This is a genomic window from Enterobacter sp. Tr-810 (assembly GCF_011752765.1).
GTDB lineage: Bacteria > Pseudomonadota > Gammaproteobacteria > Enterobacterales > Enterobacteriaceae > Enterobacter > Enterobacter soli.
Genome location: NZ_VWWW01000002.1, coordinates 543,510 through 565,232, shown reverse-complemented (window position 1 = coordinate 565,232; position 21,723 = coordinate 543,510). Strand labels below are relative to the sequence as shown.

General features: G+C 49.5%; 15 protein-coding genes and 2 tRNA genes. 9 read left to right on the top strand and 8 right to left on the bottom strand.

Annotated elements, in window-relative coordinates; translation table 11 throughout:
• Positions 1-43 precede the first annotated feature (43 nt).
• Entirely contained in the window at positions 44-1,234 is a 1,191-nt protein-coding gene (gene rlmI / locus F3J30_RS09305) for a 23S rRNA (cytosine(1962)-C(5))-methyltransferase RlmI (protein WP_014069636.1), read from the bottom strand.
• A gap of 93 nt (positions 1,235-1,327) precedes the next feature.
• Between rlmI and yccX the strand changes: the two genes are divergently transcribed.
• Positions 1,328-1,609 carry an acylphosphatase gene (yccX, locus tag F3J30_RS09300; RefSeq protein ID WP_014069637.1) on the top strand — a complete coding sequence of 94 codons (282 nt, stop codon included), beginning with the start codon at positions 1,328-1,330 and terminating at the stop codon, positions 1,607-1,609.
• On the opposite strand, the gene tusE is transcribed toward yccX, so the two are convergent.
• Both tusE and yccA read right to left on the bottom strand, forming a co-directional pair.
• Positions 1,606-1,935 (bottom strand): sulfurtransferase TusE, encoded by a 330-nt coding sequence (gene tusE / locus F3J30_RS09295; RefSeq protein ID WP_041162029.1) that lies wholly within the window; start codon positions 1,933-1,935, stop codon positions 1,606-1,608. The genes yccX and tusE overlap by 4 nt on opposite strands.
• Before the next feature lie 88 nt (positions 1,936-2,023).
• On the bottom strand, positions 2,024-2,683 hold the full coding sequence (gene yccA / locus F3J30_RS09290; RefSeq protein WP_014069639.1) for an FtsH protease modulator YccA: 660 nt from the start codon (positions 2,681-2,683) through the stop codon (positions 2,024-2,026).
• 269 nt (positions 2,684-2,952) lie between these two features.
• On the opposite strand from yccA, the gene F3J30_RS09285 reads away from it, so the two are divergent.
• Both F3J30_RS09285 and F3J30_RS09280 read left to right on the top strand, forming a co-directional pair.
• Positions 2,953-4,581: an ABC transporter substrate-binding protein gene (locus F3J30_RS09285; protein ID WP_166717050.1), complete on the top strand. Its 1,629-nt coding sequence runs from the start codon at positions 2,953-2,955 to the stop codon at positions 4,579-4,581.
• Positions 4,582-4,724: 143 nt separating this feature from the next.
• Positions 4,725-4,812, top strand: a tRNA-Ser gene (locus F3J30_RS09280).
• An 81-nt stretch (positions 4,813-4,893) separates the two neighbouring features.
• Here the strand turns inward: F3J30_RS09280 and F3J30_RS09275 are convergent.
• Genes F3J30_RS09275 through F3J30_RS09255 form a run of 5 tightly spaced genes read right to left on the bottom strand, consistent with a single transcriptional unit; the run spans position 4,894 to position 11,408 of the window.
• Positions 4,894-5,916, bottom strand: coding sequence for a substrate-binding domain-containing protein (locus F3J30_RS09275; protein ID WP_166717049.1), 1,023 nt, complete (start codon positions 5,914-5,916; stop codon positions 4,894-4,896).
• Entirely contained in the window at positions 5,906-7,330 is a 1,425-nt protein-coding gene (locus tag F3J30_RS09270; RefSeq protein ID WP_166717048.1) for an inositol monophosphatase family protein, read from the bottom strand. The genes F3J30_RS09275 and F3J30_RS09270 overlap by 11 nt, the downstream gene beginning before the upstream one ends.
• Before the next feature lie 43 nt (positions 7,331-7,373).
• A complete protein-coding gene (locus F3J30_RS09265) occupies positions 7,374-8,477 on the bottom strand; it encodes an ABC transporter substrate-binding protein (RefSeq protein WP_166717047.1) in 1,104 nt (367 codons plus the stop codon).
• A 26-nt stretch (positions 8,478-8,503) separates the two neighbouring features.
• Complete coding sequence (locus tag F3J30_RS09260; protein WP_166717046.1) at positions 8,504-9,583, bottom strand: ABC transporter ATP-binding protein; 1,080 nt, start codon at positions 9,581-9,583, stop codon at positions 8,504-8,506.
• Position 9,584: 1 nt separating this feature from the next.
• Positions 9,585-11,408 (bottom strand): iron ABC transporter permease, encoded by a 1,824-nt coding sequence (locus F3J30_RS09255; RefSeq protein ID WP_166717045.1) that lies wholly within the window; start codon positions 11,406-11,408, stop codon positions 9,585-9,587.
• A 177-nt stretch (positions 11,409-11,585) separates the two neighbouring features.
• On the opposite strand from F3J30_RS09255, the gene F3J30_RS09250 reads away from it, so the two are divergent.
• The 6 genes from F3J30_RS09250 to F3J30_RS09225 all read left to right on the top strand — a co-directional run bounded on the left by F3J30_RS09250 (position 11,586) and on the right by F3J30_RS09225 (position 21,717).
• Positions 11,586-11,673 (top strand) — tRNA-Ser (locus F3J30_RS09250).
• Between the two features lie 2,110 nt (positions 11,674-13,783).
• On the top strand, positions 13,784-14,134 hold the full coding sequence (locus F3J30_RS09245; RefSeq protein ID WP_166717044.1) for a hypothetical protein: 351 nt from the start codon (positions 13,784-13,786) through the stop codon (positions 14,132-14,134).
• Between the two features lie 1,351 nt (positions 14,135-15,485).
• On the top strand, positions 15,486-16,739 hold the full coding sequence (locus tag F3J30_RS09240; RefSeq protein ID WP_166717043.1) for an HlyD family secretion protein: 1,254 nt from the start codon (positions 15,486-15,488) through the stop codon (positions 16,737-16,739).
• Complete coding sequence (locus F3J30_RS09235) at positions 16,739-18,946, top strand: peptidase domain-containing ABC transporter (RefSeq protein WP_166717042.1); 2,208 nt, start codon at positions 16,739-16,741, stop codon at positions 18,944-18,946. Before F3J30_RS09240 ends, F3J30_RS09235 begins: the two co-directional genes overlap by 1 nt.
• A gap of 252 nt (positions 18,947-19,198) precedes the next feature.
• On the top strand, positions 19,199-20,497 hold the full coding sequence (locus F3J30_RS09230) for a hypothetical protein (protein ID WP_166717041.1): 1,299 nt from the start codon (positions 19,199-19,201) through the stop codon (positions 20,495-20,497).
• A gap of 326 nt (positions 20,498-20,823) precedes the next feature.
• The gene (locus tag F3J30_RS09225; protein ID WP_166717040.1) at positions 20,824-21,717 is read left to right on the top strand and encodes a restriction endonuclease; all 894 of its coding nucleotides are present in this window, start codon (positions 20,824-20,826) and stop codon (positions 21,715-21,717) included.
• Positions 21,718-21,723: the final 6 nt, after the last annotated feature.

Genomic DNA, 21,723 nt, shown 5'->3' with positions numbered 1-21,723 from the left:
CATTACATACACTTAAGGTGTGGGCAATATTTCTCTTTTCAAGTTACATGACGCGACAGGCAAACCCTTTCAGATACAGCCCTTCCGGGTAGGTAGCGATCACCGGATGATCGGCCGCCTGACGGAACTGCTCTATAAATTGTACATCACGGCCAGCATCTATAGCGGCATCGGCGATGATTTTCTGAAATAAATCTGTCGTCATCAGGCCTGAACAGGAGAATGTCAGCAGAACGCCACCCGGGTTCAACAGCTGGATAGCCAGCATGTTGATGTCTTTATAGCCGCGGCAGGCGCCCATCAGTTGGCTTTTGTTCTCAACGAATTTCGGTGGGTCCATCACGATAACGTCAAACTTCTCACCCTGATCGCGATATTTACGCAGCAGTTTGAACACGTCATCGCGCACGAACTCCGCTTTGCTCAGATCCAGCTTATTCAGCTCGACGTTTTGTTTTGCCACATCCAGCGCTTCCTGCGAGGTATCCACGCTCACTACCTGAGCACAGCCGCCCATCAGCGCAGAAACCGCGAAACCACCGGTGTAGGAGAAACAGTTCAGCACGCGTTTATTCTCAACGTACTGGCGTGTGGCCAGGCGGCTATCGCGCTGGTCGAGGTAATACCCGGTTTTGTGTCCGCCCTGGATATCAACCAGCAGCTTCATACCGTGCTCTTCAATAGGCAGCAGGGCAGGTGGCAATTCACCCGTCACCGGGCCTTGCGTCAGCTCCAGACCCTCTTTCTTACGCACGGCAACATCGCTGCGGTCGTAAATTGCGCATTCAGGGAACAGGTTTTGCAGTGCGCTAATCAAGGCTGCACGCTGATATTCAGCGCCTGCGCTCAGCAATTGCAGCACCAGGAAATCACCAAAACGGTCGATAGTGATGCCCGGCAGCCCGTCAGATTCGCCGGCAATCAGACGATAGCTGTCCAGCCCATCGCGTTTTGCCAGCCACTCGCGCCATTGCTGCGCCTGTTGCAGGCGGCGGGTGAAGAACGCAATGTCGATGGTTTCGTCTTTATCAAAGGTCCAGACGCGCGCGCGGATCTGTGATGCAGGCGAGTATGCGCCACGCGCTAACCATTTCCCCTGATGATCAACGATATCGATGGTTTCACCGAGGCTGGCTTTGCCTTCCAGGCGGGTAACTGCGCCAGAAAAGACCCAGGGATGGCGGCGCAGTAATGACTTCTCGCGCCCTTTGGCTAACACTAAACGTACACTCATAATTTGCTATTCTGTCGATTCCAATGAAATGGCCGCCATTTTCCCGAGTTCAGTGAGGAAATGCAACGCGCCAGACGGATAAGGGGAAGGAAGATGTCAAAAGTCTGCACTATTGCCTGGGTTCACGGCATCGTTCAGGGCGTTGGCTTCCGCTACAGCACCCAGCGGGAGGCAGTCCAGTTAGGGCTTACCGGATATGCACGCAATATGGATGACGGCAGCGTCGAGGTGGTGGCCTGCGGCGAGGCGGAACAGGTAGAGCGACTGGTGGCGTGGTTAAAAGCAGGCGGACCGCGCAGTGCACGGGTTGATAAGGTGTTGTCGGAGCCGCATCAACCCGGCCGGGAATACGTTAATTTTGGTATTCGCTATTAAATACATTTCACGGGTTTGGGCAGACCGGCGATTTTTGTCGCCTGTTTTGCCGGGCCTTTCGGGAAGAGACGATACAGGTAACGGCTGTTGCCTTTCTCTTCGCCGAATTTGTTGGCCATCGCCTTAACCAGCATCCGGATAGCCGGAGAGGTGTTGAATTCAAGGTAGAATTCGCGCACAAAACGCACCACTTCCCAGTGTTCTGGCGACAGAGTGATGGCTTCTTTCTCCGCAATCACTTCTGCCAGCGCTTCACTCCACTGGCTGCTCTCTTTCAGATAACCGTCGGCGTCGGTTTCTATCTCTTTACCTTCAAAGCTCAACATAGTCATTCACACGTCAGTCAAAAACCTGTGCAGTGTACCAAAAAAACAAAGCCCCGCATAAGCGGGGCTCGGTTCAACGCACTGTGGGTTAATCGCGGCTGGCGAAGCCCAGGATGCTCAACAGGCTGACGAAGATGTTGTACAGCGACACATACAGGCTCACGGTGGCGCGGATGTAGTTCGTCTCACCGCCGCGAATGATGTTGCTGGTTTCCATCAGGATCGCGCCAGAGGAAATCAGGATAAACACCGCGCTGATAGCCAGGTGCAGGGCAGGCAGTTGCAGGAAGATGTTAGCTACCATACCCACCAGTACTACCACGATACCCGCCATCAGCATCCCGCCGAGGAAGGACATGTCTTTGCGCGTGGTCAGAACGTAAGCCGAGCAGCAGAAGAACACCAGCGCAGTACCGCCCAGCGCCAGACCGATAAGGTCACCCATGCCCGCAGACAGATAAGCATTCAGCATTGGCCCCAGGATGTAGCCCAGGAAACCGGTGAAGGCGAACGCAGACAGAATACCTACTGGTTTATCCGCGGTTTTGTAGGTCAGGAACATCAGACCATACATCCCGACCAGCGTCAGGATCAGGCCCGGAGACGGCAGCATCAGAACCGTGCTGGCCGTAGCGGTGATAGCAGAAAACGCCAGCGTCAGGCTGAGCATGAAATAGGTATTGCGCAGCACCTTGTGGGTGCTGAGTAGCGATGTGCGGTCGCGTGAAGAACTAATAATACGATCCATGAGTCACTCTCTTATGACAGATGTAATTAACGGCAAGAATAGGAAACAGGACGCCAGTTACAAAGTGGTTTTACCCATCTTTACTCAACGCGTTAGCGTCAGTGCCGGTTGTTTATACCGCAAAAATTCGTTTCTTCAGCATGAAGAACGGTATGGCGAATTTATTCAGATCAACCTCTTATAGGTTACTGAAAAATATTGCGTTATTACAGCCTGAGCGCTAAGAGTTATTCCCGGATCGTCATAAAACAGACAATAAGGCGAAGGACATGAAATCACAACCACGCACTAACTTTACACTTTCTTTGTTAACCGCAGGCATCCTGTGCGCAAGTGCAGCGAGCCAGGCGGCTAACGTGCCGGCAGGAACTCAACTGGCAGAGAAACAGGAACTGGTCAGGAATAATGGTAACGAACCGGCATCACTCGATCCGCACAAAGTCGAAAGCGATGTCGAATTCAATATTCTCAGCGATTTATTCGAAGGGCTGGTGAATGTCTCCCCGACGGGTGAAATCCAGCCACGGCTGGCAGAAAAGTGGGAAAACAAAGACAACACCGTCTGGACATTCCACTTGCGCCCGGGCATTACGTGGAGCGATGGCACCGCCATTACCGCGCAGGATGTGGTATGGAGCTGGCAGCGTCTGGTTGATCCCAAGACCGCCTCACCCTATGCCAGCTACCCGGGCAACATGCATATCGTAAATGGTGCCGCCATCGCCCAGGGCAAACAAGCACCCAACACGCTTGGGGTGAAAGCCCTTAACGATACCACTCTGGAAGTGACGCTCACCCAGCCGAACGCCGCCTTCCTGGCGATGCTGGCGCACCCGTCGATGGTACCGGTCGATAAGGTTCTGATTAATCGCTTTGGCGAGAAGTGGACCAAGCCAGAGCACCTCGTGACCAGTGGGGCCTACAAGCTGTCTCAGTGGGTGGTCAATGAGCGGATTGTGGCCGAGCGTAACCCGCGCTACTGGGATAACGCGCATACCGTTATCAATAAGGTCACCTACCTGCCAATCACCTCTGAAGCCGCCGATGTGAACCGCTATAAAGCCGGTGAGATCGACATCGTGTATACGGTGCCAATCAACCAGTTTGCCCAGTTGAAAAAGACCATGGGTACGCAGCTGGATGTCTCTCCGCAGCTGGCAACCTATTACTACGAATTCAACACCACCCGGCCGCCGTTTAACGATGTGCGCGTGCGTAAAGCGCTGAACATGGCGCTGGATAAAGACATCATTGCTGACAAAGTGTTAGGGCAGGGGCAACGCCCGGCGTGGTTGATCAGCCAGCCAGATATCGGCGGCGTCACGCTGAAAACCCCGGATTACGCCAGCTGGCCAATGGACAAACGTATTGCCGAAGCGAAAAAACTGCTGGAAGAGGCCGGGTTCAATGCCAGCCACCCGCTGAGTTTTAACCTGCTCTATAACACCTCTGAATCGCACCAGCGTATTGCGATTGCTGCCAGCTCCATGTGGAAGAAAAACCTCGGCGTGGAAGCGAAGCTGCAAAACCAGGAGTGGAAAACCATGCTGGATACCATGCACACCCACAACTTTGATGCGGTGCGCTACGCGTGGATTGCCGATTACGACGATGCCGCAACCTTCCTGAACAACTTCCGCACCGGCGACAGCGAAAACACCAGCCAGTACAGCAACCCGGATTACGATCAGGCGCTGGTGAACGCGGCGAAAGCGAAAACTACGCAAGAGCGCGGACAGTTCTATCAGCAGGCGGAAGATCTGTTAGGCCGTGATGTACCGGCGATCCCGGTTTATCACTATGTGCGCACGCACCTGGTCAAGCCGTGGGTGGGTGGATTTACGCCAGACAAGCTGGGCTATTACTACACCAAAGATATGTACATTAAAAAGCACTAAGCGTGAGCGGGTACGTTGTGCTGATAAAATGGTCAATGCGTTGTCAATTCAACCGATTAAACACGTTTTGGCTATTTTTGAAGCGAACGGAAGCAATCACACTTTACAGAGTGCAGTGAGGTGTTTATAGTTCGCCTCACTTAGGAAGCGTGGCCGAGCGGTTGAAGGCACCGGTCTTGAAAACCGGCGACCCGAAAGGGTTCTAGAGTTCGAATCTCTACGCTTCCGCCAAATTCGAAAACCCTGCGATAGCAATATCGCAGGGTTTTTTCGTTTCTGAAGCAAAACCCTGCCCGCAGTGGGCAAGGTTGACTAATCCGCCGAACCGAGCGTTTTCCGCTTCACCAGACGCGCAGTAAACAATCGGCTGGTGGGTTGACTGTCCTCCGGGGCCTGCAACATTTCACAGACCGCCTGCGCCATTTCTGCCAGCGGCTGCGAGAATGTCGTCAACTGGTAGCCAAGCCACCTGGCCTGCTCGATATCATCAAAACCTATGACACTGATATCTTCTGGTACGCGCAGGCCAAACTCGTGGCGCGCGGCATCAATAAAACCGCAGGCGATAAGATCCGTCACGCAGAACACCCCATCCGGGCGCGTCGCCTGGCTAAGCAATTCACGTGCAGCAAGGACTCCCGTATGGTAGCAGGTGCTGCCTGGGCGGGTGATCGCCACGTCGGTTCCGGTTTCAGCCGCCGCCTCCAGAAAACGCGTTTCACGGGTCACCATGCTCGGGGAGCGGGATGAGGACGAAACAATCGCCATACGCTGACATTTTGCGGCAATCAGGTGGTCAAATGCCTCTTTCATCGTCGAACTGTAATCAATGTCTATATTGTCTGCGCTGGGGAACTGGCCCATGCGGTTAATCAAAATCACCTGTTGCCCGCTTTGCAGGCACAGTTCAATCAGCGAACCTGGCGGCTTGCCAGACAACACAATGGTGGCCGTTGAACGGTAATTCAGCGTTTGCTGCACGGCTTCTCTGGCGCTCGCCTCGTCGTCGTCGGTGTTAATCACCATCACCGCACGTCCGGCTTGATGCAGGCGGCGGGTCAGATGTTCCAGCAGGCTGGACTGCCAGGGAAACGCAAGATTACCGCCAAGAATACAGACCGGGCGGCTCTCCTCCCGGGAAAGCCCCCGCGCCAGATGGTTGACGTGATAATTCAGCGCCCCGGCGGCGGCCAGCACCTTACGCCGGGTATCGTCAGACACGCTGCGGCCGGGTGTAAAAGTACGTGACACCGCAGAGCGGGACACGCCGGCAAGGCGCGCCACCTCAGTGGCGCTGGCAAAACCGGGATTTTTTTTCTGGCTGTTACTGCTCATGACAAGTTTCCACTGCGGCAATTGCCCGTTCACGGATAATGGCATGTTCAGCCAGGCGGATCAGCGACGGCTTCGGCGTTTCAAACCACTCATCCGGGTGAAGCTCACGCCGGTCGCGGATCAGGGCGATCGCGTCATCCAGAGTAGGGAAGCGTTCAGGGCATTCCAGATGCATAAACAACGCCACCAGCGCCACAGAGCGGCTGCGCCCGCCGCGGCAGTTGACGAGGATGTTGCCGCGCTTGCGGTTGCGGTAAGAGACTTTATCCGGGATCTGCTGTAACAGTGCCGAGCGCATCAGCTGATACCCGGCGTGCAGCATCTCCGGGGCGTTCCCTTCGCCGTCGATCAGCCCCAGCTTGTAATAGCGCACCGGGCCTGCGCCATGAGATAACAGATGTGGCGCGGCGCCCGTTTCAGGCGTGGATACCCAGTCGATATCCAGGTTGACCGCACAATTGATGACCACGCCGATATCATGTTCCGCCAGCAGGGTAACGTCGCTCACCCCGCCTGAACCGCCAATGTAAATATCCATCCCCCAGCCGGGGAAATCTTCCACAATCAGGCTCATCGGCGGGCGCGGGTAGCGCACGGTTCCTGGTATCACTGGCAGTGACCCTGCCAGCGGAATACCTGCGGCGTGGGCAAGCTCATCCGCAATACCGGGCGCAACGGCCAGCACCGGCAGGCCATTGAAGATCCCTTCGGCACTGTCAGGAATACTTCCCGTCTGGCCGCCCGCCTCACGCACCAGCAACAGTCCTGCCAGGCAGTCCCAGGCATTCATATGGATTTCGATGTACCCGTCGGTACGGCCTTCCGCCACCCAGGCCAGCGCGAGGGCGCCGGAGCCACCCCGACGCACGCTGGCGCCCAGACCGAGCAAGGACGCCATGACCTGAAGATAGTGGTGCTGGCTGTGACGTGAAGACCAGCCCAGCTCCACGGCCGCCCGCCGGGTGTCGGTAATGGCGGTACAGCGCAGGGGTTGACCGTTTTTCAGCGCATAATGGCCGCGGCGTGCCAGATAAAGTTCCTGGCTGACCGGGTTATAAATCGCCCCCAGTTCGGTGACGCCGTGGCAAACCCAGGCCATGCACACACAAAAATGAGGAATACCGCGGGCGAAGTTGGCGGTGCCATCAATCGGATCCACCACCCACAGGCTCTGCGCGCTGGCGGGCTGACTGGCGGTTTCCTCACCGAGGATCAGATCGTCTGGGAAGGCGGCTGAAATAGCCTCTGACACCAGCTTCTCAACGAAGGTATCGGCCTCGGTCAGGATATCCTGATGCCCCTTGAGTTCATATTCGCCTGCTTTACGCGAGCGGAAGAAGCGCAGGGCGGTATCGCCCGCATCGACGATAATGCGCCTGAGCGCCGTTTCACGTTGTTCAATATCGTGAGTCATCAAAGTGTGCTGCCTGTTCAGATTAAACCATTTTCGCTGAAGACTACTTTTTGTAGTTCAGGCTCCAGATATCCTGCCAGTCCTGGCGGCTTGCCCAGTCGCCTTGTACGGTGGCGGTCAGGTATTCCATCAGTTCGCTGCGATGCTGCTCAATACCGGAGGCTTCATCAGCGGGCAGTTTCACCGTCTGGTTGGTGGACATTTTGCCGTCAACACCCTGCGGTGCGATGCCTTCGGCGCTCAGCAGATAGTGAATAAACAGCTTCGCGGTGTTAGGGCTTTTGCTCCCCGTAGCCACGACGCCCAGGCTCGGGTAATTCCAGCCAATAAACGGCTTCAGGCCGCTGCACAGGCCCAGCTTCATACCCTGTTTGTTGTCGCGGAATTTTGCGGTAGACACCAGACCCACAAAGTCAGTTTTGCTGTCGGGCGCGCCGATGGCAGACGCGGCATCATTATCGGAATGGGTCAGCAGCACGCCATTGCCCGCCAGCGCCTTCACAAAGGCTGCGGTGGCGGATTTCTCGTCGGTTTGCAGCGGTTTACCAAATTCCTGCTGATAGGCATCCCGCACCTGCTGGTCGTAATGTGTTTCCATCTGGCTGAACCAGTCGGTATAGGCCGGTTTGCTGGTGGGATCCTGCATCGCAACGCGGCCACGCCATTTTGGCTCGGTCAGTTGCCAGAGATTCGTCACCGGGCAGGTGGTGTGGTGATCGGTATTGTAGGCAAACACGTTTGGCGCCAGCACGACGGTTAACGGGGTCTGATAGCGGGCGGCAATATTACCTTTCAGGTCGTCCGGAACCCAGCTCTGCACATAACCTTTATCCAGCAGCTGCGTCATCCCGGCAGGGGCATCCTCAACAATCGCCACATCGGCACGCACATTTTTGGCCTGAGCTTCACGGCTCATGATTTCAATAATCTGCGGTGCATCGGCCTTCACGCCCACCGCCTGCAAGCCGTACTGCTCGCTGAAGGCTTTCGCCTGCTGCACGATTTTCCCGGTAGAGGCGTAAACGGTGATCGGCTGCTCCTGCTTTGCAGCTGCAATCAATTTTTGCAGGTCGAACGTCTCAGCCTGCGCGACGGTGCTGCTCAGCAGAGCACTGGCGATAAGTACGGCGGACAAATTGCGCTTCATTGTGGTTCCTTAAGAGTCAATGGGAGTTAATTCGCGGTAACGTCGTGACGCAGTCCGTTGCTGTTGAAAAAGTGCAGGGAGGATGTCGGAAGCTGACAATGCACCTGCTGGCGCGCCTGCCAGCGCGGCCTTAACTGTGTGGAATGGAACAGCCTGTCTTCACCGGCAACCAGTTCAATCACCCAGCTTCCGCCGGTGGGCATAATGTTATCGATGGTCATCGGGATGGCGTTGAGACTCGATTCGTCACTCAGCACGATCTCCTCCGGGCGGATGCCGCAGAGCTGGGTCTGGTCGTGCAGGGTGAAGCGTTGTTGCAGATGTTGTGCAAGGCTGCTCAAAGGTTGATGCAGCGTGATCATGTTCAGGCGCGGTGTGCCAATAAATTCCGCCACAAAGCGATTGGCCGGGGTCGCGTAAATTTCATCCGGCGTGCCCACCTGCTGCATATGCCCGGCGCTCATTACGGCAATGGTGGTGGCTAAGGTCATGGCTTCCCACTGATCGTGGCTGACGAAAACAATCGTGGTGCCAAAGGTTTCATGCAGGCGGCGCAGTTCGGCACGCATTTCCAGACGCAGCGTGGCGTCGAGGTTAGAGAGCGGCTCGTCCAGCAGCAGTACGCCGGGATTCACCGCCAGCATTCGCGCCAGGGCCACGCGCTGCTGCTGACCACCGGAAAGCTGCGCCGGAAAACGTTTGGCGTAATCAGCAATACGCAATTTTTCCATCACGTCCTGACAGCGGGCGATACGCTCTTTTGCAGGCACTTTCTGTAAACGCAGACCAAAATCCACGTTCTGTTCCACGGTCATGTGCGGCCACAGCGCGTAGCTCTGGAACACCAGGCCAATCCCGCGTTTTTCCGGTGGAACGTACGTACCCCGGGCCACGGAATCGACCATCTTGTCGCCGATACGGATCTCGCCACCGCTGGCGTGTTCGATGCCGGCAATCATCCGCAGGATCGTGGTTTTCCCGCAGCCGGACGGCCCCAGCAGGCACATAAACTCACCGTCTTTCACCGTCAGGTTGATACTGTTTACCGCCGGGGTATTGCTGCCGGGGTAGGTTTTGGTGAGGTTCGTTAATTGGATATCAGGCATCTTATTTCTCCAGGCCATCAGCCAGACCGGTGCCGGTGATTTTCTGAATAATCACCGTGCCAGCCCATGAAATCAGGGCAATCATCAGCACCACGGCGTTGGCCGCTTGCTGGTAGTTGTAGTCAATCAGTCGCAGGGACCAGGTGGTCATCACATCCGTTGCCGGGGTGGCAAGGATCACAAACAGGCTGACCCCTTTAATTCCTGAGATAAACGGCAGCAGGATCCCGGTGGCCAGCGGCGCCGCCTGAATCGGGATAACGATGCGGCGGATACGGGCTAACCAGCCAGCTCCGGCGATCCGCGCCGCCTCTTCGGCCTCTTTCCCGAGTTGGGTCATCGCCGCGATCCCCGAGCGGCTGGCGTAAGGCATTTTTTCGGCAATCAGCGCCAGAATCAGGATAAGCGGTGTTCCGTACAGCGCCGGAACCGGCCCTCGGGCCACGGCAAACAGCGAAAGAAAGGCGGTGGCAAAGGCAATGCCGGGTACCAGATACGGCAGGAAGGTCAGCTGACGCAGGAAGGCGGCAACCCAGCGGAAGTGACAGCGCATCACCGCGTAACCCACCAGCAGGCCCAGCACACCGCAGGCGATGGAGGCCGAGCCGACAATCACCAGCGTGTTCCACACCGTGTGCCAGAACTCCGGCGTCAGCAGAATGCCGTTGTGCAGAGCCACGGTATCGAGGTTGTGGCCAATCCAGTAATCGAAGGTAAAGTTTTCGGCAGTAAAGCGGCCGGGCAGGATCATCACTGTCGACAGGAACAGGGTCAGCAGGGGGATTGCCACACCCAGCAGCACGAACAGCAGTGGCAGTGCGGCAGCGGCGGTACGCCAGCGACCCAGAGTGCGGCGGCGTTCCATCACGCCTTTACCGCCCAGGGTCACAAAGCGTTTCGCTTCGCGCAGCATTTTCATGTCCAGCATCAGGGTCAACATCCCCATCAGCATAATGACCGTTGCAATTACCGCTGCCACGCCAGACTGACGCGTACTTATCGCCCGGTACAGCCCGGTGGAGAGGGTATCGAAATGCACCGGCAGGCCAAGAATGTAGGGCAGGGCGAATTCGCCGATACAGTCCGCGAAAATCAGCAGCGCGCTTGAAAGCAGCGCCGGGCGTACCAGCGGGATAATAATTTTAAAGGCGATAACCCCGCGAGAGGCGCCAAGTACCCGGGCGCTCTCTTCCATCTGGCTGTCCATGCGCTTCAGGGCGTTTCCGACAATCAGGATCACCAGTGGCGCGTAGTGCAGCACCATAATGGTGACAATCGGGAAGTAACCGTAGGCCATCCAGTTCGGAGTCTGGATGCCCATGGCCTCCAGCCAGCCCGGCTGGCCGCCGATGGCGTGGTTTTTGAAAATGGTGCTCCACGCCAGCGCAAAGGTCCACGAAGGCAGCATAAACGGCACGATAAGCAGGGTGGCAAACCATTTTCGGCCCGCGATATCGGTACGATTAATCAGCCACGCCAGCGCGACCCCGACGATTAACGCCATGGCGACAGTGCTCAGCGCCACCGCCAGGGTATTGAGAAGCGGCGTCCAGAGCAGCAGCTCTGACATGCGTGATGTTAACGTACGCAGCAGATACCAGGCGGTAAATGATCCTTCTGTTGCCCCGGTGCGGCCTTCATCACCGCTCTGCACCAGAACGGCATTCAGCAACACCGACATCACCGGTGCGAGGATTATCCAGCTGAACAGCATCAGCAGCAGCGCACCCAGAAGATTGGCGGGCTCATGGCTGACAATTGACAGCGTATGGCGGACCTTGCGCCACGTGCTATGGCGTGGGTTGATATCGGATTGGTAAGACACGCGTTTACCCCTGACTGTGAAAGACAGTCGGGAATATATCGAGGCAATGTTACAGTTTTGCTAATTTTTTGCACATATGTGCAAAAATGTCCGGGACAGGAAAAACAGGAACACTTTCAAAATCTTCAATTCCCGCTTTACATAGTGCGCAGAGATGTTTATAGTGCGCCTCACTTTGGAAGCGTGGCCGAGCGGTTGAAGGCACCGGTCTTGAAAACCGGCGACCCGAAAGGGTTCTAGAGTTCGAATCTCTACGCTTCCGCCAAATTCGAAAACCCTGCGATAGCAATATCGCAGGGTTTTTTCGTTTCTGTTGCTTAAACGATATGCTGACCTGGTCTGCGCCTTGTAGCAAAGCGATAACAAGGTGGTGAATTGATGCTTCTATGCACAGAGTCATCTTTATAATAATAGCACTCGCATCCGCTAAATAGATGCGTAAGACCTCTGAAATGTATATGCTCTTATAAGGGATAAGTGTTCATTTAAAAGAGAAGAGGAAGAATAATGTTAAGGTCTATACGGAAGGCTTTTTTCTCTGGTTGGAAAACAGAAAAGCTTTCCCGTTTTAGTGCTCTTTGTTATCAGTTTCTGATTGTTTTATTTCAGTTGGCCTTTACGGTTTTAACGATGAAAATAACTAGTACCTCTGTTACAGAGGTAATACCAGCCTGGTTGGTATTAAGTATGCTTCTGTTACTGGCTGTATTGCTTCTGATATCGGTATACTGTTGCATGTTGATTATGACGAAAAGAATGAGAGATCTGGGGATAAAATACCCGATATGTCTGACAATCCTCACTTATATTGCTAACATTGGTGCATTCAGGATGATGAGCATCGTGCCAGAACCGTTCAAACAAAGTAATCAGCTTAATACTCTGCTATATATTGCAGTTTCAGTTATCGCTCTATGGAATTTGTATATAATTTCAGGTAAGTCTAGATAAAATACCTTAATTACTCTTGAGTTAGCGTCTCATACACTGACTCAGTTTAACTTAGTGCCAGTGAGGTGTAGCTAACTGATTACACCTGCATTACATCTCATATCCATTTAGAAAATCATCATGACTATACTGTCATTGTTCTGATTAGCCTTGAGACTAATGAGTTTCAGGCTCTGTTGACTCCCCGAAATATGACCAGGGAAAGTAATGTAGGTAGACATTGAGTCGTCCGCCTACAAAGATAAGTAGTTGTAAAAACACTTGAATTGATCTCTCTTTGCTCTAAGCCAAATATGTTGTGAAAAAATCATAAGTTTACATATTTTTACAAGTATTCACTTTTCACACACTTTTTGTGCGTGCAATAGTCATCTCGCACGAAATGTAAAACAAGATAATAAAGGGATTTTATGTCAAGCATAAGAGAATTAAGTTTTGATGAAATAGCTCAGGTCAGTGGTGGTGGCAATGCTGGAGATCACGAGCGTAATTCTGGCCGTGCTGCCAGCACCAACTATGGCGGATAAGCTAATGGCTTCCAACCGAACATAGCAGCCGGTATGGCTGGTGCCAACTTGGTCAATGACGTAACTAGTAATTGTGGGCTTGCACTACTTGGTGGTACAGCTGGACTTGCTGGCGCTGTAGCCAGCAGAAGCATAACTGGCACAATCTCATCTATCACAGGTATGATTGCTGGCTGTCGTCCATCTTCAGATTCTGACTCAAAAAGTGGCCCTCCATTTCGCTAATGGTATATATATGTCTATAGAGAAATGTATTAGCACAACTCTAAGTGTTATTATCGTTATTTTTATCACTTACTATGCTGTTATAATGTTAAATCAGATTGATGTAACTACTTCAATTCAAAAGATACTGAAGGTATTTATTATTTTCAGTATTATATATACATGCGGGAAGGTAATTCCTTACTCATTGCTGAGAGTGTTTTCTGTGGTGAAAGTATTTATTGGTCTGATATTGAAAGGCCAATCAAATACAAAGCCATTTAATTAAAAATATTGTGCATTTTAACCGGGATGCAATATTTACTTAGGGGGGCATTTTTTCTTTTATTTATATACGCATTGTTGTTATGTTGGTGTATTATTTCAATATGGGTTGTGAAATACAAGTGACTCAATCATTGATTGTATTTTTATCAAAGAGAATGGAAGTCTGAAATTAATGCTTCTCGAAGATTAAAGGTGAAAAATGTCATCCTTGATGCCAGCGAAAGAACGTAAGCGAAACATAAAGCTATTTATAATTCTTGAGGCGATAGCAGTTTTACTTTGTATACCGCTAGCTTTTCTCATAGAAAGGTTCAGTAGCCTGGAAGAGTACTCTACAGAAATCATTTTATTATATGTAGGGATGTCTATAGTAGCTGTGGATTTTATCTCGAAGGAAAAGAAAAAATGAATAATATTATAGAGTTAAGCGCTGATGATATTTTAATGGTAAGTGGTGGTGGTAATTCGGGTGACCATGACCACTGCTGGAATTCTGTTAAGAACGATGCAATGCATGGTGCCATAGCTTCTGGTTACGCCGGTTTGATAGCTGGGGGTATCTCAGGGATAGCTGGGGGAGTTCCAGGTATTGTCGGAGGAGCCACAACTGTTTTTGTACGTGGGGCAATAAGAGGTGCGGCTGTCGATGGTATCAAGTCTTACATGCAAAACTGTATGAAACCTGGAGGTAGTGAACGAGGTGGTGGCTGGCATGATACTGATCCTGGTGGTATGGCAGGGGAGTGTCGTTGGTGATTATCCAATGTAAACAAAGCATTTCCTCCACATTTTAAATAAACAATCATCTAGCAGATGATTGTTTATCAAATTTCGGCGATACAACTCGCGATGACCTGCTCCCCGTTGATTAGCCTTGGGACTATTGAGTTTAGGCTCTGTTGACTCTCCGAAATATGACCAGGAAAAGTAATGTAGGTATACATTGAGTTGTCCGCCTACAAAGATAAGTAGTTGTAAAAACACTTGAATTGACCTCTCTACACCTTAAGCCAAATATGTTGTGAAAAAATTATAAGTTTACATATTTTTACAAGTATTCACTTTTCACACACTTTTTGTGCGTGCAATAGTCATCTCGCACGAAATGTAAAACAAGATAAAAGAGGGATTTTATGTCAGGCATAAGAGAATTAAGTTTTGATGAAATATCTCAGGTCAGTGGTGGTGGTAATGCAGGTGATCACGACTGCTCTAACTCAGGAAGATCCTCCAGTGGTTCCTCTAAGGGGTCTAGTGGAATAGGGCACGACATTGGTTCTGCTATCGGAGGGGCTCTAGGTGCTGCTATTGGGACCGAAGTTGGAGGACCTATGTGTGCGGCTATTGGTTCAGGCATTGGCGCAAATATTGGCGGAAATATCGCAGATCGTGTTCATGATGCACCAAGTGTATCTCACACCCCTGTCGGTATCGGAACTTGCAATCGCTGGTAATAATAGTTGTAGTTATTGATTTTTTCCTTATATAACATCATCAATAATAATTGATGATATAAAGTTAATGAGAAAATGATGAGTAAAGCCAATTTTACTGATGTAGTCAGAATTATTATGGCACCAATCGTATTTTGTTTTTTATTGTTTATAATTTTATTCTCATCTAGATTGATATTAAATTCTTTAAATATTAGTGATATTTATCTGTACTCACTCCAGGCAATTATAGTTGCTTTGGTTTCTGGCGTTTATTTCTGGCTTAGGAAAAGATAGTTACTCATTTGGGACGCTACAGACTCTCTGCCTGGTTTCGTCCATATTAAGATAACTCGCTCCTCTTTGGGGAGCGAGGCTAAGAGAGGAGAGTTCTTCAAATGATGGACTGGTGGGAGTTACAGCGATAAAAACATATCTGGCATTAAGGGTGCATGTATGGTTTTATCTGTATAGTGTATAAGAAATACTTACTACTTCCCTAGGTTATTACTTTGCTGATATTTTTTATAATGCATGCGCAATATTTTTTATATAAGGTAGTTCTATTCGCTATTTTATTATTTACAGCAGAACTAAAAAGGTTTTGTCTTTCACTATCCTCCAGTATTCAGAAATGAGGATGTTTATTTTTTAATGCGCAGGTTATTACAAATATGGTTGTGTTCAGAAAGGAATCTTTAGAATGTCAGAATGAAACCTCACACGGCGATATAATCATTCCATCATCTTCAGGTACGTCCTTCATAGCAGTTGCAACATTTTTTTTATCCTTGAGTGTTGCATCGTTTGTTTATTATGGGAGCTATAGCCGCAAGGCACATCTCTCTGGCATTGTAATGCCCTCATCCGGATTAATAAAAATAATCCCGCAGTATGCCGGGTACGTCACAAGGCTGGCGGCATGTGAAGGCCAGCATGTCGCCGCCGGGGAATCTCTCTACCACATTAGCGGCGAGCATTACAACGGACAGGGGGACGGTACACTGGCGGCTATGAGCCAATCCCTGAAGACACAATATACTATGCTGGCCTCTCAGCAGACCCTGGAATCACGGGATAACCGTCAGCAGCAGGAAGCAGTGCGACAGCGAATTGCCTCCCTGCAACCACAGATTAAAAGTGCTGAGCAACGGCTGATGCTGGCTGAACGTCAGGTCCAGCTAGCCACCTCCGTCATGGAGCGCTATAAAATACTGGCCGGCACACATTACGTTTCGGATATAGAGTTCCAGCAGAAACAAATTGATGTCTCTGCGACACAGCAAAACGTTGAGGACCAGCGTCAGGGACTTCTTCAGTTGAGCACCACAAGAACAGCCGCTGAAGACGATCTTAATCACCTCATCGTCCAGGGGGAAAGCCGTAGAGCCGAACTGGACAGACAGCTTCAGGGGATCAGACAACAGCAGGACGAACTGGCAGGACAGGAGAATTTCACCCTGACGTCGCCCGTATCCGGTACCGTTGCAGCAGTGTTGGTCAGACAGGGGCAGTCTGTCAGAGCCTCGGAGCCTGTAATGACGGTAGTGCCTGACAACGCACGTCTACAGATTGAACTCTATGCCACCAGTCAACATGCCGGGTTCATTCAGCCGGGGCAGCGTGTGGCTCTGCGGTTCGCTGCCTTTCCTTATCAGAAGTTTGGCGTTCAATACGGCACTATACGTGAAATCAGCCGTACAACGCTGACCCCATCGGACTTACTCTCTCTATCCCCTGTTACATGGAAGGAGAATGAAGGGCATTACCGCGTCATAGTCGTGCCGGATAAGTCCTTTATCCTGGCTTATGGAAAAAAAGAAACCCTGCGCCCCGGTATGACGCTTGAGGGTGATGTCAGTCTGGATACACGTCATTTATGGGAGTGGCTGACAGAACCGCTCTGGAGCCTGAAAGGAAAACTGTAATGGAATCATTAAACTGGACAGGGAAAAAACGGTTTCACCTGATTCGTCAGACAGAGTCAGCGGAGTGTGGTCTGGCGTGTCTGGCGATGATGGCCTGCTGGCATGGCCTGCAGACGGATTTACCTACACTCCGTGAACGCTTCAGCATCAGTACTCATGGGATGACCCTTCAAAGGTTGATTGAGTGTGCAGCCGGTATCCGAATGTCCTCCCGTGCGGTCAGGTTAGAACCGGAAGATCTGAAGTCCTTATCACTGCCGTGTATTCTCCACTGGAATATGAATCATTTTGTCGTGCTTCATAAGGTTCGCGGGAGCCAGTTGATTATATATGATCCCGACAAAGGGAAAGTTACCCTCTCTATTCAGGAGGCTGGTAAGCACTTCACCGGCGTTGCGCTGGAGTTGATGCCAGCCAGCGATTTCACCGCCAGGGATGAAAGAAAAAAAATACGTCTCCGCCAGTTGATAGGTAAGACGACCGGTCTGCTCCCTGCAATGTCGCGAATTATCATTTTTGCCCTGGCACTGGAGCTCCTGACACTGGGAAGTCCTCTTCTCAACCAACTGGTAATCGATGAGGTCCTTGTGGCCGCCGATCGAAGCCTGTTAACCGTCATTATCATTGCCCTGGTACTGTTGTCGCTGACTCAGATGCTGCTGTCACTGGCCCGTCAGTGGGCAAGTATCACCCTCTCCGTGAATTTTAATATGCAGTGGACGGCCAGGGTGTTTCATCATCTGGTGCGCCTCCCTCTGTCCTGGTTCGATGCGCGTAGCAAAGGAAGTATTAATGCCCGGTTTGATGCGGTAAATACTATCCAGCAGGCGCTGACCTCGCAGGTACTGGAAGGTATTCTTGATGTACTGCTTGTCGCGACAGCCCTCTGCATGATGTTGCTATACAGCCCTGAAATGACGCTGATCGCGGTACTGGCAGCCATCATTTACGGTGTACTCAGAGCGCTTTGGTATCCTTCCCTGCGGCAGTCGGCGGAAGATGCCTGGGATGCCGGTGCAAGAGAGTCCGGGCATTTTCTTGAAACACTCAACGGGATACTGAGTCTGAGGATAAACGGTGTGACCGCCCACCGCGAAGCCGCCTGGCTGAATTTAAACGTAACCCGCAGGAATACACAGTTACGCCAGAGTCGATTACTGATGTGTTATGACATTGCGCATACCTTGACCGGCAGTATGGTATCGGCTGCTATTTTATGGAAAGGTGCTGACGAAGTACTGAACGGTACCTTTACCGTTGGGATGCTGGTGGCTTATTTGTCTTACCAGATGCGTTTTTCTTCGAGTATCAGCAGCCTGACGGATAAGTTTTTTGCCTGGCGTATGCTTGATGTTTATAACGAGCGTCTGGCTGACATTGTGCTCACCCCGACAGAAGGCCATCAGCAGCAACCTGTTCAGGAGGATGGCAGGGTATCTACCTTACCCTTTGTATTCCGGGGAATAGAGTCCGTAAATACCGATGTTTCGTTATCGCTGGCAGAGATAATTTTCAGCCATAAGGGTAGCAATAAGCCAATTCTCCACGGCGTATCGCTGACGTTGAAGCCAGGCGAAGTGGTCGCTATTACGGGTAAATCCGGATGTGGTAAATCGACGCTGGTTAAACTCATTCTGGGGATTCATATCCCTGATGAAGGAACAATCACAACATTTGGTATCCCGCATACCCACCCTGATTATTTCCGGGTACGCCGACGCATTGGTACTGTTTTGCAGGATGACCATCTGTTCCGGGGTTCGATAGCAGATAACATCATCTTTTTCAGTGATGACCGCGATCCTGAACGTATGAATCAGTGTGCCCGTCTTGCACTAATTGACAGAGATATACTGGCAATGCCGATGGGATATCAGACATTAATCGGGGAAACCGGTGGAGGACTTTCCGGAGGACAAAAGCAACGTATTCTGCTGGCGAGAGCACTGTATAAGACACCGGGGTTCTTGTTGCTCGATGAAGCAACCAGCCACCTTGATGTTGAGAGTGAAATTCAAATAAGTCAGACGCTACGAAAGCTGGGACTACCTGTCCTGCTCATTGCCCATCGCCCGGAAACTATTGCATCTGCGGACCGGGTTTTGTATCTGGAAGAAGGTTATTGCACGGAGCTAAAAAGACCGAAGAGAACTTGCGGCGGCGAATCTGTCAGTGGTCATAATGATAAGGCAATAACCCAAATATGACCCAATCTAAAATTCGACCTCTGGATCAAACTGCTACTATGAGTGCCAAAGCTAAGTTTAGACATCCGGGGTGGGCAAAACTCAAATGTCAGCTTTGAGCGAGGAGCGGATGCGACCCATCGGTATGTTTTAGTCGTCGCAAGCAAATCATAACGGTTAATTGTTGAGTAGATTTTTCATGTCAATTTATATTATTGTAGATAAGTCTGATAAAAATTTCAGTCACATCCTCTTGGATAATAAGGAAGTTATATGAAAGCTCGTTTAATACCACCTTACGAAAACTACACTGGCAATGTTTTATGGCGAAAAGAGGATTTTATTAATAAAGTCGACGATATCTCAACATCTCTAAAAAAGTTAAGAGGTATGGGATATTGGGCCAGTGCCTATCCTGAAGGAGATGGCATTACATTTAAATACACTAAGGATAGTTATCAAAAAAGCAGTATCGAAATTCTAGAAGACTTCTCAATATGCTTTGAGTGGGTAGAAATAGAGTTAGCTAAATCAAGAAGCTCTAACCTAGAATTAGCTGAATTAGAGGGTAAAAACAAAAATATGGAGTGCATAGTTATTGTGCCGATTGAGAAGATTTTCATTCAGGAAACCATCGAGATCGGAAAGTATATTTTTTATTGCGGAAGACAATTTGATGAAGAGTCACATAAGCGATTATCAGAGCAAGATGGTTCGTATATACAGTTTAACTGTGACCTACCATATATTGATTTATTAAAACTTAATTCAAGCATTGATCATAACAGCCATGTTATAAACATGTGTTTGTCTATAGCTGAATATGCGCTTGATTTAGTCAGATTTTCTCACAGCTCATTTACACGTATGGAATATACCCCTAATCCTGCAGGTCAACGCTCTGACGGATTTTATGATGTAGAAATCATTCCTCGTGAGATGACTCATCTTAAACCAATTAAGATAAGTGGAATATCAAGACCCCTTGCCGTGAGTAATAATTGGCTAGGCCCACAGGTTGACAGCTTGTATTACCCTGGGTTGCAATATTTATCTTCTATCTACGATGGAATAGTTGAAAATGAACTTTCAAAATTAGTTAGCTCCGTAGTTAGGGCATGTAGGCAATCTTTTTATTCAATTGGCGCGGAATCACAATTTCTAAACCTAGTCTTTGCACTTGATGGTCTTGCTAATATTGACCCAAATTGGAAAGGATGGAAGCAAAGGACCTACATTGCAGCACTTACATGTAATAACTCACTAATCAAATTTAAGAAAAACCTAGAAGTTTATGACGAGTTATATACTGACGTAAGAAACAAGCTTGTTCATGATGGTAAAGATTTTTACGAACTTAACGTCAACGCGAACGAATCCTCTGAACAAATCTTTAAGTATATTAAGATAATTATAATGCTCATCGAAAGTAACGGCTTTTCCACTTTTCAAGAATTAAGAGATTATGCAGTTCACCTACTTCAGCAGGAGGGTTATAGAACTGCTTCTGTTGAGATAATTGACAAAGTATCTCTTTTAAGAGGAAAAAACCCTAATTATCCTTCATGGTGATTAAATCAACGTGCTAATTAATTTTTAATATAACTTCTGCTCCTCGCTCTCAGCGGACCTTCAGCTCAGTTATATCGTCCGCTCAGTGCCAGACGCGGACTATGTTAAAGAAAAGAGCTTGAGGTGGCTGAAGTCAGTATAGGTGCAACAAATGTGGTAAATGAGGGTTGAACCAATGGGAAGCAAAAGCTATTTTCGTCTATGTAGGATATATCTCCAAATTAGCTTAAAATTCCCAGATGGAAGCATGGTAGTATGGTTTTGATAATTAGAATAGCGAGTACATCAGGTACTCTATTCAAATGATTTATAAGGGAAAAATGACAATGCTTAAAACCTGGAATGATTTAGAAAGTTATACCCAATATGTCTACTCGACCTTGCTTAACCCACGAGATAATGGAGTGGAAGTTAGTCGTAACGTTATCCTTAAGGGATTAAAAGGTGAATATCAAATTGATGTATATTACCAATTTGAAAATGCAGGTTTTATACATCGTGTAGCGATAGAGTGTAAATATCACAGTCGCCCGCTTGACCGCGATACTATTATGCCATTTTGCAACAAAATCACAGATATTGGGAATATTATCGGGGTAATAGTCAGTAAGTCTGGTTACCAAAGTGGCGCACAAGAATACGCAGAAAAACATGGTATTACTTTACTGACAACTGATGATTTGCCAAAATTTAACATATTGGTTGCCGATTACTTGATAAATTCAACTTTACCTACAAAAGACTGGATCGGCGAGCCTTTTTGGATTTTGATGGAAAGAGAGGAAGATAATGTTTCAGGTTCATACTACAAGTTTGCACAAAAACATAACGGAAGAGATGTAATACCCTTATTCTTTTCAAAGCGTGAAGCAATTGACTTTCTAAATGAATCTGAGCAGTCACTGCATTTTGCAATAAGAGGTGTTCCACAACATTATTTGAAACGTTTGATAGCAATAACAGAGCGGTTAAAACCTTTATTCTTCTTAATGCTTCCTGCTTTGAATGAAGAACAAGCCAAAGGTTTATTAATTGAACCAACTGAATTAATGAAAAGATATCTACTATCAGAAATATCACCTGAAGAATATCAAGAGTTTTACGTTAAAAGGAAGTCGCGTTACAAGAATGAGCTTACTCTTTTAAAAATATTAAAAGCAATGAAAGGTAAAATTGGTGCAGAATTGGCTGAAAAAATTTTAAAAAATAAAAAAACGTAATTGCGG

Bases quoted from the DNA above. Each gene is read 5' to 3' on its own strand.
- rlmI (WP_014069636.1), bottom strand. From the start codon at position 1,234: ATGAGTGTACGTTTAGTGTTAGCCAAAGGGCGCGAGAAGTCATTACTG.
- yccX (WP_014069637.1), top strand. From the start codon at position 1,328: ATGTCAAAAGTCTGCACTATTGCCTGGGTTCACGGCATCGTTCAGGGC.
- tusE (WP_041162029.1), bottom strand. From the start codon at position 1,935: ATGTTGAGCTTTGAAGGTAAAGAGATAGAAACCGACGCCGACGGTTAT.
- yccA (WP_014069639.1), bottom strand. From the start codon at position 2,683: ATGGATCGTATTATTAGTTCTTCACGCGACCGCACATCGCTACTCAGC.
- F3J30_RS09285 (WP_166717050.1), top strand. From the start codon at position 2,953: ATGAAATCACAACCACGCACTAACTTTACACTTTCTTTGTTAACCGCA.
- F3J30_RS09275 (WP_166717049.1), bottom strand. From the start codon at position 5,916: ATGAGCAGTAACAGCCAGAAAAAAAATCCCGGTTTTGCCAGCGCCACT.
- F3J30_RS09270 (WP_166717048.1), bottom strand. From the start codon at position 7,330: ATGACTCACGATATTGAACAACGTGAAACGGCGCTCAGGCGCATTATC.
- F3J30_RS09265 (WP_166717047.1), bottom strand. From the start codon at position 8,477: ATGAAGCGCAATTTGTCCGCCGTACTTATCGCCAGTGCTCTGCTGAGC.
- F3J30_RS09260 (WP_166717046.1), bottom strand. From the start codon at position 9,583: ATGCCTGATATCCAATTAACGAACCTCACCAAAACCTACCCCGGCAGC.
- F3J30_RS09245 (WP_166717044.1), top strand. From the start codon at position 13,784: ATGAATAATATTATAGAGTTAAGCGCTGATGATATTTTAATGGTAAGT.
- F3J30_RS09240 (WP_166717043.1), top strand. From the start codon at position 15,486: ATGGTTGTGTTCAGAAAGGAATCTTTAGAATGTCAGAATGAAACCTCA.
- F3J30_RS09235 (WP_166717042.1), top strand. From the start codon at position 16,739: ATGGAATCATTAAACTGGACAGGGAAAAAACGGTTTCACCTGATTCGT.
- F3J30_RS09230 (WP_166717041.1), top strand. From the start codon at position 19,199: ATGAAAGCTCGTTTAATACCACCTTACGAAAACTACACTGGCAATGTT.
- F3J30_RS09225 (WP_166717040.1), top strand. From the start codon at position 20,824: ATGCTTAAAACCTGGAATGATTTAGAAAGTTATACCCAATATGTCTAC.